This is a genomic window from Streptomyces sp. RKAG337 (genome assembly GCF_023701715.1).
Lineage (GTDB): Bacteria > Actinomycetota > Actinomycetes > Streptomycetales > Streptomycetaceae > Actinacidiphila.
The window spans coordinates 3,018,085-3,031,698 of the sequence record NZ_JAJOZA010000001.1 but is presented as its reverse complement, the minus strand read 5'-3'; the positions used below and the strand labels follow the sequence as shown (position 1 = coordinate 3,031,698).

Genomic DNA, 13,614 nt, shown 5'->3' with positions numbered 1-13,614 from the left:
TCTCTCACAATTCTTGTGCGATGTGATGGATGAGGTCTCTGGACTTTCCGATATCGAGGGCCATGCCCTCCACTGCAGCGTAGATGACCCGGTACTTGTCCAACTGGGCCTCGGCGTCCAGGAATACGGAACCCGCCACGCTGTCGAGCTGGACCGTGTCCAGTTCGGGGACTGCGCCGCAGGCGTAGAGCATCCCCTGTGCCGATACCGCGAGTTCGGAGGTGAACGGGATGACGCGGATGGTGACCGAGTCCCACTCGGAAGCAGCGCTCAGGAAATCCAGCTGTTCGCGCGCCACCTTGCGCCCACCGAATCGCATGCGCAGGGCAGCCTCGTGGATGATCGCACTGAACGGCAGCGGCGCCTCTCGCTCGAAAACGACGCGTCGGCGCACGCGATGCTCGATTCGCGATCCGATCTCCTCGGAGGGGAGCGGAGGAACCACTGCTGCGAACATGGCGCGCGCGTAGTCCTCGGTCTGGAAAATTCCAGGGACCGTGACGGTCTGCACCGTACGCATGAGGGTCGCGTGATGCTCAAGCTCGGCGATGTCGCGAAAGTCTGCCGGAAGGGCCTCCCGGTACTCGTCCCACCATCCCTTCCCGCGTTCGTCGGCCATTCCCACCAAGGCCGCGACCAAGTCCGCGTTCCCAGCCGAGTAGTGACTGGTGAGAATGCGCACCCGGTCGCCGCTGACTCCCCAGCGACCGGACTCGATGTGGCTGATCTGAGCCTGGTTCCCGCCGAGTCGCTCCCCCGCCTCCCGGGCGGTCATCCCGGCATGCTCGCGGAGCTTGCGCAGCTCCGCCCCCAGGCGCCGCTGTCGCGCCGTGGGATAGCTCCTCGGTGGCATCCGTTCATCTCCCCTGGTGGCAGGCCGGGCATATCGCATGGGCGTAGCGCGGCCTCACCAAACCCGCGCCAGCTTACGTCTCATGCTTGTGCCGTCTCATGCATGTGCCCTACCGTCTGTGTTGCTTCGGTCACACCGGGACGCAGGTGGCATCCCGCCGCTCGCACCCCTATTTTGCGCTGCCCGTAAGCCGGAAGTGCACCCCTTGCGACGAGGGGCGTAGCCACCGCACGTCGGCGCGCATGCATCAGCCCTCCTGTTTCTGGAGATTCCATGATCACAACAACGCCTGCCCCACTCGTCGATTCCGATGCGCAGTGGGATTACCGGCTCCAGATCCCCCATGACCTGCGTGCAGCGGGAGTCGCGCGTGACACCCTGCGTTCCGTCCTCTCCGCCCATGAACTGACCCCTCTCCTGGACACATCCGCGCTGCTCACATCGGAGTTGGTCGCCAACGCTCTGGAGTACTCCGACGGACCGGTGGCGTTACGACTGCACTGGCGGGCGGAGCGGCTCAGGCTCGCCGTGTGGGACAACAACCCGAATCCACCAGACTGCCTTCCCGTACGTGAGGACTCCGAGCGCGGTCGAGGGCTTTACCTGGTCAAGCTCCTCTCCGAGGAGTGGGGTTACCACCTGACCGGCGAGGAACGCTTGGGGCTGTCAGGAAAGTCGGTGTGGTGCGACGTGACAGCTCCGACGGGCCGTGACGTGGACCCTCGCGGAGGGCTGTCTATCCTGCCCTGATGGCGGATCTGGACATACAGAAGTCGCAGGGCGGGGCGGTGGAGCGGGGTAGGTATTTCCTGTTCACCCTCGTCGTGGTGGTGCTCGGTTGGATCATCGCCGCGGCCAACACCGGGATCTCGTATCTCGCGTTGGGCATGGTGGCCATCCCGATCAGCACCGGCCTGATCGGGTGCTGCGTCCTCGTGATCGCCCTGCGTTTCCTCCATCACGCATGGTGGCTGGCCTTCCTCTCCCTGCTGCCCGCGGTGTTCGTGCTCGTGGGCTCGGTCCAGTACGCCCCCGAGGCCGCGCTCGACAGCCGGGGTGTGCGCGAGACCGTCCGCATCGCGGCCGACAGTGCGGCGGCCGACGGCGGCTCGAAGCACCGCTTCACCCTCATCGGCCGGTCGGGCGAGCTCGAGGAGACCCTGGACTACGACGGGGACCACCCGGAGTGGAAGGTGGGCGACCGGATCGAGATCGTCAGCGACCCGGAAGGCGTCGTCCCGCTGGAGGCGACCTCCGACGTCGATGCGGGCAGCCAACTCGGCACGCTCGTCATGGGCGTCGTCGGATGGACGGGCATCACCCTGTTGGCCGGCCGGCGCGGTTTCGTGCGGCGGCGCGCGGGTCGGCGCCCCGCGTTCGAGGACGTCGCCTGACCCGCGCCGGCCCCGCGAGGGGATCTCAGGCCTTGACGTCCACCAGTGTTCTGCCGTCCAGGGTCCGCACCTCGTAGTGGTCGACCTCGTTCGGCTGCATGGCCGCGCCTCCGTGCATGTAGAGGGGGGTGCGCGCGGTGTCGTGGGGGCTGTCCGGGATGCCGTAGCCCCAGGGGCCGACCGCCCAGGTGGTGACGGTCTGCTGGTCGCCGTTCTTGCCGACGGCGACGAGGCTGCAGCGCAGCGGGCCCTTCACGTTGCCGAGTTCCAGGACGACGTGGCTGCCCCAGGCCTTCTTCTCGACGCCGATGGTGGCGCTGACCTTGGTGGCGGGGTCGGTGCCGGAGACCTTGGCGGAGGCCGGTATCAGATCGAAGGCGGCCTCGGCGGGCCCGCCGGGGGCATGGTCGGCGACCGCCGAGGTCGTGTCGCCCGAGGTGGCCTGGACGGCGATCAGCGGGCCGCCGATGATCAGGACGGCGGCGGCCGCGACCAGGACCATGCGGCGGCGCCGCGTCCTGGCGCGGACCTCGGCGACCTCGTCGAGCAGCCGGCCGAGCAGCGCGTCATCGGCGCGGTCGGGAACGGGAAGGAAGGCGCCGGGGTCGGGGGTCGCCGCCGCGTACTCGGCGAGCAGTGGTTCGAGGCCCGCGAGCGAGTCGAGTTCGGCCATGCAGAGCTCACAGCCGGCCAGATGCGTCTCGAACCGGGTGGCGTCCGCGTCGTCGAGGAGTCCGAGGGCGTACGCCCCGACGTCCGCGTGCTGCTCCTGCGGCGACGTCATGATGTCGTCACTCCTCGTTCCTCGAGCGCGAGTTTGAGCGAGCGCAGCGCGTAGAAGATCCGCGACCGCACCGTTCCCGCGGGTATGCCGAGCACCGCGGCGGCGTCCTCGACCGTGCGCCCCCGCAGATAGGTCTCGGCGAGCACCTGCCGGTGGGCGGCCGTCAGGTCGGCCATCGCGTCGGAGATGGTCATGAGCCGGAGCACCTTGTCCATCTCGTCCTGGGCCGGCAGCAGGTCCAGGGGGCCGGGATCGACCTCCTGGGGGCGGGCCTGCCGGCTGCGATGGCCGTCGATGACCAGCCGGCGCGCCACCGTCACCAGCCAGGGACGGACGGATCCGGTGGCGCGCTCCAACTGGTCGCTGTTGCGCCAGGCGCGCAACAGCGTCTCCTGCACAACGTCCTCGGCCCGGTGCCGGTCCCCCGCGACCAGCCGCAGTACATAGGCGAGCAGGGGTCCCGCGTGCTCCTTGTAGAGCGTCCGCATCAGCTCTTCGCTCGGTTCCGTGGCCACGGGCGAATCCTTCCGCACCCGATCCTCCAGGTCGAGACCGTCTGGGGATTGATCAACAGCGGATCAGAATTCGGATCAGAATCCGGATCGGTATCCGGATCAGTATCCGGAGGTGTCGCCGCCGGTGCTCGTGCCGGCGCCGCTCGCCGCCTTCTTGCCCTGCGGGCTGCTCACGAACCACGTTCCGCCGACGCCCTGGCCGAGGGTGTCGCCGGCCTTGGTGTCCTTGGCGATGCGGTAGAGCGTGCGGCCCTGGTCGTCGGTGACCATCGCGGCGAAGGCCGGGGTCTTCGCGGCGATCAGGGCGCCGGTGGATTCGCTCAACAACCCACCCTGGCCTGGCGATTGTGCGGTATGCGCAAACGGCGCCCGTCCGACTCAACGTCCGAGCCGTGATTCTCACCGCACGTGAGGGTTGCCCCTGAGCGCCGGGGGACGGCTGAACCCGGCTGAACGGGTCCGAATGCCTCCGAAACGGGCCCCCGGCGGGCTCTCCGGTACCTCCGGGGCTTCCACCGACCCGTGTACGTCCTCGGGGTTCGTCATCCCGGGGGCGTACACAGGGTTGCTCCCGGCGGCTGATGTGCTGGGGCTCCCGGTTTGGTGGGATTGATATCACCACCTCAGGGGCGGATCGGGTGACAATGGACCCGAGAGGTGGACGAGTGCACGGCATCGTGGCCGCCGCTGACGACGGAGGTAGGAACGCAATGGCACGGATCCAACCGACGCAGGTCCCGGAAGCGGGAGACACCGGAGACACCGGGGGAGAGGGCAGAGGTCCAGGTCGCCGCAAGGCGATGCGGTACGCGGTCCCTGTCGCGGTGGCGGGGGTGGCGGCGGCGACCATCAGCCTCGTCCCGGCGCTCGCCGACTCCGGTAACCCCGATCTGCCGAAGATCACGGCAGAGCAGTTGCTGACGAAGATAGCCGCGTCCGACACCCAGACGGTCTCGGGCTCGGTCAAGATCACCACAGACCTCGGGCTGCCGTCCTTCCTGGGCGGCGCCACCGGCGGCGGCAGCCCCTTCGGCGGCGCGGGCGGCGACGACAGCGGCAAGGGCCGCAAGGGCAGCGGTTCCGCCGCCGACCCCAAGGCGCAGCTCACCCAGCTGCTGGCCGGCAGCCACACGCTGCACATCGCGGCCGACGGACCGGACAAGCAGCGCGTCTCGATCATCGAGAAGGCCGCCGAGTACAGCGTCATCCACAACGGTGACCAGGTCTGGGCGTACGACAGCTCGTCCAACCAGGCGTACCACTCGACGCTGCCGAAGTCCGCAGGCAAGGCCGGCACGGACCACGCCAAGCAGCTGCCCGACGACTTCCCGAGCACCCCGCAGGCCGCGGCCCAGCAGGCGCTCAAGGCGGCGGGCCCCAACACGTCCGTCTCCGTGGACGGCACGGCGAAGGTCGCCGGGCGCAACGCCTACCAGCTTCTCGTCCAGCCCAAGGGCGGCGACTCCACGGTCGGCACGATCCGTGTCGCGGTGGACGCGTCGACCGGGGTGCCGCTGAAGTTCACGCTGACGCCGAAAACCGGTGGCAAGGCCGCGATCGACATCGGCTTCACCAAGGTGGACTTCGGAAAGCCCGACGCGAGCACCTTCCAGTTCACCCCGCCCAAGGGCGCCAAGGTGACGGAGGACAAGGCCGACCGGACCGCGCTGAACGACAAGAGGGCGGACAAGGACGGCGCGTCCGCCCTCGAAGGCCTGAACGTCCTGGGCGCGGACTGGAATTCGGTCGCCGAGATCAAGGTGCCCAAGGGCGCCCTGCCCGGGTCCGACGCCGGATCGCAGTCCGGGCGCGGCCGGAACGACAAGAACGTGCAGGGGCTGATCGACAGCTTCGGCAAGCACGTCACCGGAAAGTTCGGTTCCGGCACGGTCTTCTCGACCCGGCTCGTCAACGCCCTGATCACCGACAACGGCACCGTGTACGTCGGTGCCGTCAACCAGGACGCCCTGCTCAAGGCCGCCAACTCGGCTGCCAAGTAAGCCCCTTCGTCCGCCCGGCCGTGTCACCGGCCGGGCGGGCTCTTGTCCTCCTGCAGAGGAAGTGCGATGGAAGAGCCGTCCGCCGCGGCCGGACCCGGGACCGCGGCCGATGTCGAGGCCGTGGTCGAGGCCGTGATCGAGACCCGTGGTCTGACGAAGCAGTACCGGGGGACGCTCGCCGTGGACGGCCTGGATCTCCGGGTGCCGCGCGGCAGCGTCTTCGGCTTTCTCGGGCCCAACGGCTCGGGCAAGACGACCACCATCCGGATGCTGATGGGCCTGATCGAGCCGACGGCCGGGACGGCCGCGGTGCTGGGCCGTCCGATGCCGCGCGCCGGACGCACGGTGCTCCCGAAGGTCGGCGCGCTGATCGAGGGACCGGCGCTCTACGGATTTCTCTCCGGCCGCGACAACCTGGTGCGCTACGACTCCGCCGATCCCACGGCGGACCCCCGCACGCGCACCGCGCGGGTCGGGGACGCGCTCGACCGGGTCGGTCTCGCCGCCGCCGCGGGCAAGAAGGCACGGGCGTACTCGCTCGGCATGAAGCAGCGGCTCGGCCTCGCGTCCGCGCTGCTGCAACCGCGCGAGCTACTGGTGCTGGACGAGCCGACGAACGGTCTCGACCCGCAGGGCATGCGCGAGATCCGGTCCCTGATCAGGGAGTTGGCGGCCGACGGCACGACCGTGTTCCTCTCCTCGCACCTGCTCGACGAGATCGAGCAGGTGTGCTCGCACGTCGCCGTCATGGCGCGCGGCCGGCTCATCACCCAGGGGACCGTCGCGGAACTGGCGGCCGGTACGCGTGGCCGGCTCGCCGTGACGACCCCCGATCCGGCGGACGCGGTACGGATTCTCAAGGAGCACGGCGTGACGGATCTGATCGTCCTGGACGACAAGGTCACCGGCGAACTGCCACCCGACCCGCCGGATGCGGCGGAACCGTCCACATCGGCGGAACCGTCCACATCGGCGGAAGCGGCGGAACCGCTGGACCTCGCGGACCTCAACGCGGCCCTGGTGGCCGCCGGGGTGCGGGTCCGCGGCTTCGGGGTCGAACGGGCCTCGCTGGAGGACGCGTTCGTTGCGCTGACCGGGGAGGGCTTCGATGTCGCGGGCTGAGGCCGAGGCGGTCCCCGTCGTCCGCCCCCTGAGCAGCGCCCTCTGGTCGCTGGGGCTGTTCCGCAGCGAGCTGACGATCGTCTTCCGCCGCTGGCGGACCGTGGCGCTGCTGGCGGTGCTCGCCGCCGTGCCGCTGCTGGTCGGGATCGCGGTGAAGATCGAGACCCGGGACGGCGGTTCGGCCGGCCGGGGCGGCGGCGGGGGAGAGGGAGCGGGTCCCGCGTTCATCTCGCAGGTCAGCAACAACGGCCTGTTCCTGAGCTTCGCGTCGCTCGCCGCGACCCTGCCGGTCTTCCTCCCCATGGCGGTCGGCGTGATCGCCGGTGACTCCGTCGCGGGCGAGGCGAGCTCCGGCACACTGCGCTATCTGCTGGTGGCCCCCGCCGGCCGGACCCGGCTGCTGCTCGCCAAGTTCACCGCCGTGGCCGTCTTCTGCGCGGTGGCGACGTTGGTCGTGGCGGGCGCGGCACTGGCGGTCGGCGCGGCGTTCTTCCCGCTGGGGGACGTGACGCTGCTGTCGGGCACGACCATCTCGTTCTCCGACGGCCTGCTGCGCGCCCTGATGATCGCGGCGCTGGTCGCGGCCTCACTGGTGGGCGTCGCCGCGATCGGGCTGTTCATCTCGACCCTCACCAACAGCGGCATCGGCGCGATGGCGGCGACGGTGGGCCTGGTGATCACGGTGCAGATCGTGGACACGATCCCGCAGCTGCACGTGGTCCAGCCGTATCTCTTCCCGCACTACTGGCTGAGCTTCGCGGACGTTCTGCGAGCCCCGGTCTACTGGGACGACATCGTCAAGAACCTCGGTCTGCAGGCGCTGTACGCGGCGGTGTTCGGCTCCGCCGCGTGGGCGCGCTTCACCTCGCGGGACATCAGCGCGTGAACCTCGGCGGGTGAGGCCGGGCCGCCCCGTGCGGCACCGTCGTGCCGCGGAGCGCCATCGTTCCACGACGCGCCATCGTGCCGCGGAGCGCCATCGTTCCGCGCAGCACCGTCATTCCGTGAAGAACTCCTTCGCCCGGCCCAGCGCCGCGGTGTCGTTCAGTACGTCGCCGGGCTCGCTGCCGTTGCCGGTCAGCACGCCGCCCCACTCCATCGTCAGGTAGTTCGCCGTCTTCTCCAGCGTGCCCGCGAGGGCGTCGGCGTCGGCGGGGTCCTGCCCCGCCAGAGCGGTGATGCCCCAGAGCTTGCGTCCGGCCATCCGGGGCTTGAAGTCCACGCCCGGTACGCGCATCCAGCCCGACCAGTGGTCGAGGTAGCGCTTGGTGGCGGTCGAGACGCTGTACCAGTAGAGCGGCGAGGCGATCACGAGGTCGGTCGCGCCCAGGGTGGCGTCCAGCAGGACCTTGCCGTGGCCGGTGGGCGCGGGGTAGCGGCCGTCGCCCGCGTGGCGCAGGTCCTCGAAGTCCGGCAGTGGCAGATCCGCCAGCCGCAGCCACTGCTGCTCGGCGCCGGGGGCAGTTGTTCGGCGGCGCGGCGGGCCAGGAGTTCGGTGTTGCCGTCCGCGCGAGGGCTGCCGAGAACGAAGAGGAACGTCCGCTGAGTGTGCATACGCATTTATTGCACGCGCATGTAATTCTCGTCAAGGCCGTTCGGTCGAGGCGGGCGGGCAGGGGGATGGGACGAGGCGGGAGTGGGTGGGGTGTTGGGTTGCGGCCCGCAGATGCTGTCATCTGCGGGCCGCTGAACGTGACCCTGCCGCGCTGAGGTGCGGTGGTCTTCGTGGCGACCCGGAGTCGGCGGACTGGACAGGTTGTGATCAATCGCCCGGGAGGCGCATCCATTCCTTCACATGCTAGTGGGATGTACCAGACATTTGTAACCAATCACCATGTCGCTGATGAAGGTATCCGGTTGATGGCCACTCGACTGGCTCAGCACGCCGGAAGGTGCCGGAATCCGGTGGGAGGCGTCAGCGGGTTCGCAGGAGCGCCAGCGCACGCAGTGCGTCGTACGCGCGCTGGATGAACGTGCTGTTCATGGCCGGAGCGGTGTTGGTCAGGGCGACGAGGGCCACCTCCGACTGCGGGCTGAAACCGGCGAAGGACGAGAAGCCGCGGGTGCCGCCGGAGTGGTGGTAGAGATCATGGCCGGGGCGCGGCTGGATGTTCCAGATCAGTCCGAGGCGCCGGGTGCCGCGCGGGACGGCGAGCCGGGGGCGGATCACGTCGGCGAGCCCGGCCCGCAACGACGGCCCGGCCGCCGTGCCGGGGTCGATCAGCGCGTCCAGCAGGTGGAGCAGGTCCCGTCCGCTGGAGCGTGCCGCCCCCGCCGCGGGCAGGCCCGGGATCCGCCAGGCGGGCCGGGCGCGGCCGTGCCAGTAGCCGGTGGCCTGCGGGAGGCCGGCGGCGCAGTCCGTCCTGAGCAGGCCGAGGGGGTGCAACACCCGGGCGGTGAGCAGGCTTTCGTAGCAGCAGGCCGCGCCGGTGCCGTAGGCGTCGGTGCCATGGGGGTCGGCGGTCTGGGCGTCGGCGGCGCGTACCAGCAGGTGTCCGAGCAGGCCGACGGCGAAGTTGGAGTAGCGCAACCGGGAGCCGGGCTCGAAGCGCGGCCGGGTGCGCCGCACCGCGCGCAGCAGGTCGTCGTGCGAGAACGCGGCATAGGGATTGGTCAGCCATCGAGCGCGGCCGGAGACCAGCAGGCCGGGCGGCAGTCGCGGCAGTCCCGAGGTGTGGGTGGCGAGATGCAGCAGTGTCATGGGCGCGCCGCGGGGGCGCGGACCGGTTCCGGGCGGCAGGAAGCGGGAGACGGGATCGTCATGGGCGACCTCGCCGCGGGCCGCCTGCTCCGCGAGCAGAAGGGCCGTCAGAACCTTGGTGAGCGAGCCGATTTCGAACCGGGTGTCGGCGTCGACCGGGTCGCCGCCGACGTGGGCGGTACGTCCTTCGGTGAGGAACACCCGGTCGTCACCGAGCCGCAGGGCGACGACGGTGCCACTGGCCCCGGAACGGGTGCCGAGCAGCGGGGCGGCCACCTCCGCCGCCCACCGGGTCATCGCCACCGCGTCACGGCTGAACCGGACTGCCGTCGGCGTCGGGAGAACCGCCGCCGGAGCCGCCGCCGGAACCTCCGTCGAGGGTGCGGGAGACCGCCAGGGTGCCGGCGATCGCGGCGACGACCGCCGTGTGCTGCTGGTCCGCGAACCGGTCGTCGGGGTCGTCGGAGACGGCGGACGCGTCGCGTGGCACCAGGCCGTCCTCGTGCTGGATGCCGGCCATCAGCTCCCAGGCCCCCGGGTCGAGGTACGGCTCCTTCAGACAACTGCCGACGATCATCAGCTCGCCCAGCAGGTCCCACTCGCCGACCTCGGCCCAGATGTCGATCCAGGCCGGGAGCCACGCGGCGAGGTAGTCGCCGATGTCGTCGGGAAGGTCCTCCGGTCTGCGTCCCCAGTCGGTCACATGGAAGACCGTGTGCGTCATGCTGTAGCCGGTCAGCCAGTCGATGAGCCAGGGTTCCGGAGTGTTCCCGAGCCAGGTGGCGCGGATCAGCTCCTCCCAGTCACCCGCCCGCCCGGTGCCTTCGAGACCGGTGACGCGCGCCGCGTTGGCGACGGCGAGAGCGCGGTTGGGATGGTGCTCCACGCTGCGCACCGACCGCAATCCGGTGATCTGCCGGAGCAGTTGCTGCATCGGCTCATGGCGGTAGCCGCCGCGGGCGAGGTGCGCGTACGTCTCCAGCGAGTCCGTCATGAGCGGGTACCGCAGCAGCCGCGCGTAGAGCAGGTCGCCCTCGCCGAACTGCCCCCAGGCGTGGTCCATCATGTCGCGGGCCTGCCGCAGTCCGGTCGCGCCGGACACGGACTCGCGCACCACCAGGGAGGCGGCGAGGGCCAGTTCGCCGATCGCCTTGTAGACGCCGGGAGGGTCGGAGACATCGGTGCCGGTGCCTTCCGGCAGTGCGCCGCGCCGGTGGTGTTCGTGCAGCCAGCCCAGTGCCTTCGTGCTCACCTGGTGGGCGGTCGCTGTCACCGACGCCGTCATACGGGCTCCAGTCCGAGTAGGTTGCCGGCGATCGCGGTGTCGAGGGCGAGCCGGGGCCCGTTGCCGAGCATCCGCAGATGCGTGACCAGCGGGACGGGGTCGAGGGGCAGCGCCACCCCCTCGTGCTGGAGGAGCGCCAGCCACCGGGCGATCCGGGCCGCCGTGGGGTAGTCGCGGCGCAGCAGCGAACGTGTCGCACCTCGCGCGAGCGCCAACGGCGCCTGGCGGGCGGCCGCGTGCACGGGTCCGTCAAGACCGGGAAGGGCCAGCGAGGACAACTGCCCCATCCGCACGGACCATTCGGCCCACCCGAGGTCACGCGCGGGACCGGGGGACGGCGCCTCGGCCGGGCGGAGCCCGACGCGCCGCGCGAGCAGCGGCGCTTCGGCCGGCCGCGCGGCGTACCGCGACACCACCTCGGCCGCCGCGCCCTCCGCGGCGAAGCGCGCCAGCATCGATCCGGTGGCCCAGTCCCGCCACGCCATCACCCACGGCTCGGCCGGCCCGGCGGGCGGCGACTGGGGAACGCCCTGCGGGGGCGGGAGGACGGTGAAGGACCGTGCCACGGCCGCCGCGTCCAGGGGGTGCAGGGCGGCGCCGGTCAGCAGATGGGGGGCGAAGGTGTCCGCCCCGACGACCCGGACGGCGGCGAGCGCCGCCGCACCGTCCTCGGCTCCTTCGACGTGGGCGGCGACCATGGCCGTGCCCCCGGCGCCGTGGAGGGCGTCGAGGGCACTGCGAGCCAGGTCGGCCGCCGAGTCGGCGTACGCCGTCCGCGACCGATCGGAGCTCACTTGTCCTTCGGCTCCTTCGGCTGCGACGGCGAAAGCAGCAGCCCGAGGAGGAGGATCCCGCCGCCGATGGCCTGCGGCGAGTAGACCGGGGCATCGCTCAGGGCCGTCTCGGGCTCCATCATCGCGAAGCCGAGTGCCGTCGGGTCTGGTGCGATAACGGGTGAGTGCAAGGTCTGAGCAAGCATGGTTGCCTCCTCAAATAGACGTCACCACTGTTCCCAGTGATGCTCAACCCCCTTACCGTACGAGGAGAATGAGCAGTTGGCACCATTTGCATCAGATGACCCATTTGGAGTCATTGTGGGATGCGTGATGCACGGCGAAGGTGTATCGGGATGCGTCGGCGTCAGAAGGTTTTGCGGGCTTCGATGAGGAAACGAGTGGTATGGGCGACAAAAGATCCGTCCGTCCGGATCTGCTCGTCCAGGGCCTTCAGCTCGGTCCGGTACTGCTCGACGGTGAACCCCGGGACCATCCAGATGACCTTCCGGAGGAAGTAGATCACCGCGCCGATGTCGTGGAACTCGGTGCGCAGCGTCTCCATCCGCAGATCGAGGATCTCCAGCCCGGCGGCCTCGGCCGCGGTCCGGGCGTCGTCCGGATGCCGCCCGCGCCGTACCCCGGCGGGCAGCGGGCCCAGGAAATACTCGACGAGCTCGAACACGCTCGCGGGGCCGACCTGCTGCGAGAAGTACGTTCCGCCCGGCCGCAGTACCCGCGCGATCTCGTTCCACCACGTGGTCACCGGATGGCGGCTCACCACCAGGTCGAAGGCCGCGTCGCCGAACGGCAGCGGCGGTTCGTCCTCGTCGGCGACGACGACCGCCCCGAGCGGATGCAGCAGCGCGGTGGCCTTGGCGACGTTCGGCGGCCAGGACTCCGTGGCGACCGTCAGCGCCGGAAGCCGCGGCACCCCGGCGAGCACCTCCCCGCCCCCGGTCTGGATGTCCAGCGCCGCGGTGGCCCGCGCCATCCGCTCACCCATGGTCCGCGCGTACCCCCAGGAGGGCCGTTCCTCGCTCGCCCGCCCGTCGAGCCAGGAGAAGTCCCAGCCGTCGACGGACACGGTCTCGGCCTCGGCCACCAGTTCCTCGAAGCTGCGCATCATGCCCCCCACCCTGACACCGCGCCAGGGCACGGGCCAGCGGATTTCCCGGGGTGCCGGGCGGGTCGCGCCGCGGGCACCGGGCGGGGTTACGCCGGGGCCGAGGCCTTCGCGGCCATCGCCGTCGCGGCGTCGCGGGCCGCGGTGCGGGTGCGGTGGGCGTTGTGCAGGGCGTCCCAGGTGAGGAGGACGAGGGCGGCCCAGACGAGGGCGAAGCCGGCCCAGCGCTCGGGCGGCATGGCCTCGTGGAAGTAGACGAGTCCGAGGAGGAACTGGAAGACCGGGGCGAGGTACTGCAGCAGCCCGATGGTGCTGAGCGGGAGCCGGATGGCGGCGGCGCCGAAGGCGATGAGCGGGCCGGCGGTGACCAGGCCGCAGGCGATGAGGAGGGTGGCGTGGCCGGGGCCCTCGGAGGTGAAGGTGGCGTTCCCCTGGGCGCCGAGGAAGATCAGATAGCCGAGCGCGGGCAGGAACTGCACGGAGGTCTCGGCGGCCAGCGACTCCAGCCCGCCCATGCCGACCTTCTTCTTGATGAAGCCGTAGGTGGCGAACGAGAAGGCGAGGGTGAGGGCGATCCATGGCAGCCGCCCGTACCCGATGGCCAGGACGAGTACGGCGGCGACGCCGATGCCGACCGCGGTCCACTGCAGCGGCCGCAGCCGTTCGCGCAGCACCAGGACGCCGATGGCGATGGTGACCAGCGGGTTGATGAAGTAGCCGAGCGAGGTCTCGACGACATGGCCGGAGTTGACGCCCCAGATGTAGAGGCCCCAGTTGACCGAGACCACGGTGGCGGCGACCGCGAGCAGGCCGAGCCGCTTGGGCTGCCGCAGCAGCTCCGGTATCCAGGCCCAGCGGCGCATGACCAGCAGGATCACCGCGACGACGGCGAGCGACCAGACCATCCGGTGGGCGAGGATCTCCAGCGCTCCGGCGGGTTCGAGAAGCGGCCAGAAGAGCGGGAAGGCGCCCCAGAGTCCATAGGCGCCGAATCCGTACGCAAGGCCCGCGCGGTGCTCGTTCACTGGTTGCGACAACGGATGCTCCTCCGGCAGACGCCA

At 70.5% G+C, this 13,614-nt stretch carries 15 protein-coding genes and 1 pseudogene; 5 read left to right on the top strand and 11 right to left on the bottom strand.

Annotated features, from left to right (window positions below; translation table 11 throughout):
• Window positions 1–4 precede the first annotated feature (4 nt).
• Complete coding sequence (locus LNW73_RS13245) at window positions 5–853, bottom strand: helix-turn-helix domain-containing protein (RefSeq protein WP_250990034.1); 849 nt, start codon at window positions 851–853, stop codon at window positions 5–7.
• A 273-nt stretch (window positions 854–1,126) separates the two neighbouring features.
• Between LNW73_RS13245 and LNW73_RS13240 the strand changes: the two genes are divergently transcribed.
• The gene (locus tag LNW73_RS13240; protein ID WP_250990033.1) at window positions 1,127–1,603 is read left to right on the top strand and encodes an ATP-binding protein; all 477 of its coding nucleotides are present in this window, start codon (window positions 1,127–1,129) and stop codon (window positions 1,601–1,603) included.
• On the top strand, window positions 1,603–2,247 hold the full coding sequence (locus tag LNW73_RS13235; RefSeq protein WP_250990032.1) for a hypothetical protein: 645 nt from the start codon (window positions 1,603–1,605) through the stop codon (window positions 2,245–2,247). The genes LNW73_RS13240 and LNW73_RS13235 overlap by 1 nt, the downstream gene beginning before the upstream one ends.
• Before the next feature lie 25 nt (window positions 2,248–2,272).
• Here the strand turns inward: LNW73_RS13235 and LNW73_RS13230 are convergent, their stop codons facing one another.
• The 3 genes from LNW73_RS13230 to LNW73_RS13220 form a co-directional block, all read right to left on the bottom strand.
• Window positions 2,273–3,031: an anti-sigma factor family protein gene (locus tag LNW73_RS13230; protein WP_250990031.1), complete on the bottom strand. Its 759-nt coding sequence runs from the start codon at window positions 3,029–3,031 to the stop codon at window positions 2,273–2,275.
• Window positions 3,028–3,519: a sigma-70 family RNA polymerase sigma factor gene (locus LNW73_RS13225; RefSeq protein ID WP_250980281.1), complete on the bottom strand. Its 492-nt coding sequence runs from the start codon at window positions 3,517–3,519 to the stop codon at window positions 3,028–3,030. Before LNW73_RS13225 ends, LNW73_RS13230 begins: the two co-directional genes overlap by 4 nt.
• 126 nt (window positions 3,520–3,645) lie before the next feature.
• The gene (locus LNW73_RS13220; protein WP_374118091.1) at window positions 3,646–3,870 is read right to left on the bottom strand and encodes a hypothetical protein; all 225 of its coding nucleotides are present in this window, start codon (window positions 3,868–3,870) and stop codon (window positions 3,646–3,648) included.
• A 386-nt stretch (window positions 3,871–4,256) separates the two neighbouring features.
• Between LNW73_RS13220 and LNW73_RS13215 the strand changes: the two genes are divergently transcribed.
• The 3 genes from LNW73_RS13215 (at window position 4,257) to LNW73_RS13205 (ending at window position 7,554) form a co-directional block, all read left to right on the top strand.
• The gene (locus tag LNW73_RS13215; protein ID WP_250990030.1) at window positions 4,257–5,546 is read left to right on the top strand and encodes a LolA family protein; all 1,290 of its coding nucleotides are present in this window, start codon (window positions 4,257–4,259) and stop codon (window positions 5,544–5,546) included.
• A 66-nt stretch (window positions 5,547–5,612) separates the two neighbouring features.
• Complete coding sequence (locus LNW73_RS13210) at window positions 5,613–6,668, top strand: ABC transporter ATP-binding protein (RefSeq protein ID WP_250990029.1); 1,056 nt, start codon at window positions 5,613–5,615, stop codon at window positions 6,666–6,668.
• Window positions 6,655–7,554, top strand: a complete 900-nt coding sequence (locus tag LNW73_RS13205; protein WP_250977226.1) for an ABC transporter permease — start codon at window positions 6,655–6,657, stop codon at window positions 7,552–7,554. The genes LNW73_RS13210 and LNW73_RS13205 overlap by 14 nt, the downstream gene beginning before the upstream one ends.
• Window positions 7,555–7,665: 111 nt before the next feature.
• On the opposite strand, the pseudogene LNW73_RS13200 reads toward LNW73_RS13205, so the two are convergent.
• The 7 genes and pseudogenes from LNW73_RS13200 to rarD form a co-directional block, all read right to left on the bottom strand.
• Window positions 7,666–8,222 (bottom strand): annotated as a pseudogene (locus LNW73_RS13200) (flavodoxin family protein).
• A gap of 361 nt (window positions 8,223–8,583) precedes the next feature.
• The gene (locus LNW73_RS13195) at window positions 8,584–9,666 is read right to left on the bottom strand and encodes a serine hydrolase domain-containing protein (protein ID WP_250990028.1); all 1,083 of its coding nucleotides are present in this window, start codon (window positions 9,664–9,666) and stop codon (window positions 8,584–8,586) included.
• A 10-nt stretch (window positions 9,667–9,676) separates the two neighbouring features.
• On the bottom strand, window positions 9,677–10,654 hold the full coding sequence (locus LNW73_RS13190) for a DUF6895 family protein (protein ID WP_250990027.1): 978 nt from the start codon (window positions 10,652–10,654) through the stop codon (window positions 9,677–9,679).
• Window positions 10,651–11,448, bottom strand: coding sequence for a hypothetical protein (locus LNW73_RS13185; protein ID WP_250990026.1), 798 nt, complete (start codon window positions 11,446–11,448; stop codon window positions 10,651–10,653). The genes LNW73_RS13190 and LNW73_RS13185 overlap by 4 nt, the downstream gene beginning before the upstream one ends.
• Window positions 11,445–11,633, bottom strand: coding sequence for a hypothetical protein (locus LNW73_RS13180; RefSeq protein WP_250990025.1), 189 nt, complete (start codon window positions 11,631–11,633; stop codon window positions 11,445–11,447). Before LNW73_RS13180 ends, LNW73_RS13185 begins: the two co-directional genes overlap by 4 nt.
• Before the next feature lie 161 nt (window positions 11,634–11,794).
• A complete protein-coding gene (locus tag LNW73_RS13175; protein WP_250990024.1) occupies window positions 11,795–12,556 on the bottom strand; it encodes a class I SAM-dependent methyltransferase in 762 nt (253 codons plus the stop codon).
• 86 nt (window positions 12,557–12,642) lie between these two features.
• Window positions 12,643–13,590, bottom strand: coding sequence for an EamA family transporter RarD (gene rarD, locus LNW73_RS13170; protein WP_250977234.1), 948 nt, complete (start codon window positions 13,588–13,590; stop codon window positions 12,643–12,645).
• Window positions 13,591–13,614 lie beyond the last annotated feature (24 nt).

What these genes read in the sequence shown, in the direction of transcription:
- LNW73_RS13245 (WP_250990034.1), bottom strand. Translation starts at nt 853, where the DNA reads ATGCCACCGAGGAGCTATCCCACGGCGCGACAGCGGCGCCTGGGGGCG.
- LNW73_RS13240 (WP_250990033.1), top strand. Translation starts at nt 1,127, where the DNA reads ATGATCACAACAACGCCTGCCCCACTCGTCGATTCCGATGCGCAGTGG.
- LNW73_RS13235 (WP_250990032.1), top strand. Translation starts at nt 1,603, where the DNA reads ATGGCGGATCTGGACATACAGAAGTCGCAGGGCGGGGCGGTGGAGCGG.
- LNW73_RS13230 (WP_250990031.1), bottom strand. Translation starts at nt 3,031, where the DNA reads ATGACGTCGCCGCAGGAGCAGCACGCGGACGTCGGGGCGTACGCCCTC.
- LNW73_RS13225 (WP_250980281.1), bottom strand. Translation starts at nt 3,519, where the DNA reads ATGCGGACGCTCTACAAGGAGCACGCGGGACCCCTGCTCGCCTATGTA.
- LNW73_RS13215 (WP_250990030.1), top strand. Translation starts at nt 4,257, where the DNA reads ATGGCACGGATCCAACCGACGCAGGTCCCGGAAGCGGGAGACACCGGA.
- LNW73_RS13210 (WP_250990029.1), top strand. Translation starts at nt 5,613, where the DNA reads ATGGAAGAGCCGTCCGCCGCGGCCGGACCCGGGACCGCGGCCGATGTC.
- LNW73_RS13205 (WP_250977226.1), top strand. Translation starts at nt 6,655, where the DNA reads ATGTCGCGGGCTGAGGCCGAGGCGGTCCCCGTCGTCCGCCCCCTGAGC.
- LNW73_RS13195 (WP_250990028.1), bottom strand. Translation starts at nt 9,666, where the DNA reads ATGACCCGGTGGGCGGCGGAGGTGGCCGCCCCGCTGCTCGGCACCCGT.
- LNW73_RS13190 (WP_250990027.1), bottom strand. Translation starts at nt 10,654, where the DNA reads ATGACGGCGTCGGTGACAGCGACCGCCCACCAGGTGAGCACGAAGGCA.
- LNW73_RS13180 (WP_250990025.1), bottom strand. Translation starts at nt 11,633, where the DNA reads ATGCTTGCTCAGACCTTGCACTCACCCGTTATCGCACCAGACCCGACG.
- LNW73_RS13175 (WP_250990024.1), bottom strand. Translation starts at nt 12,556, where the DNA reads ATGATGCGCAGCTTCGAGGAACTGGTGGCCGAGGCCGAGACCGTGTCC.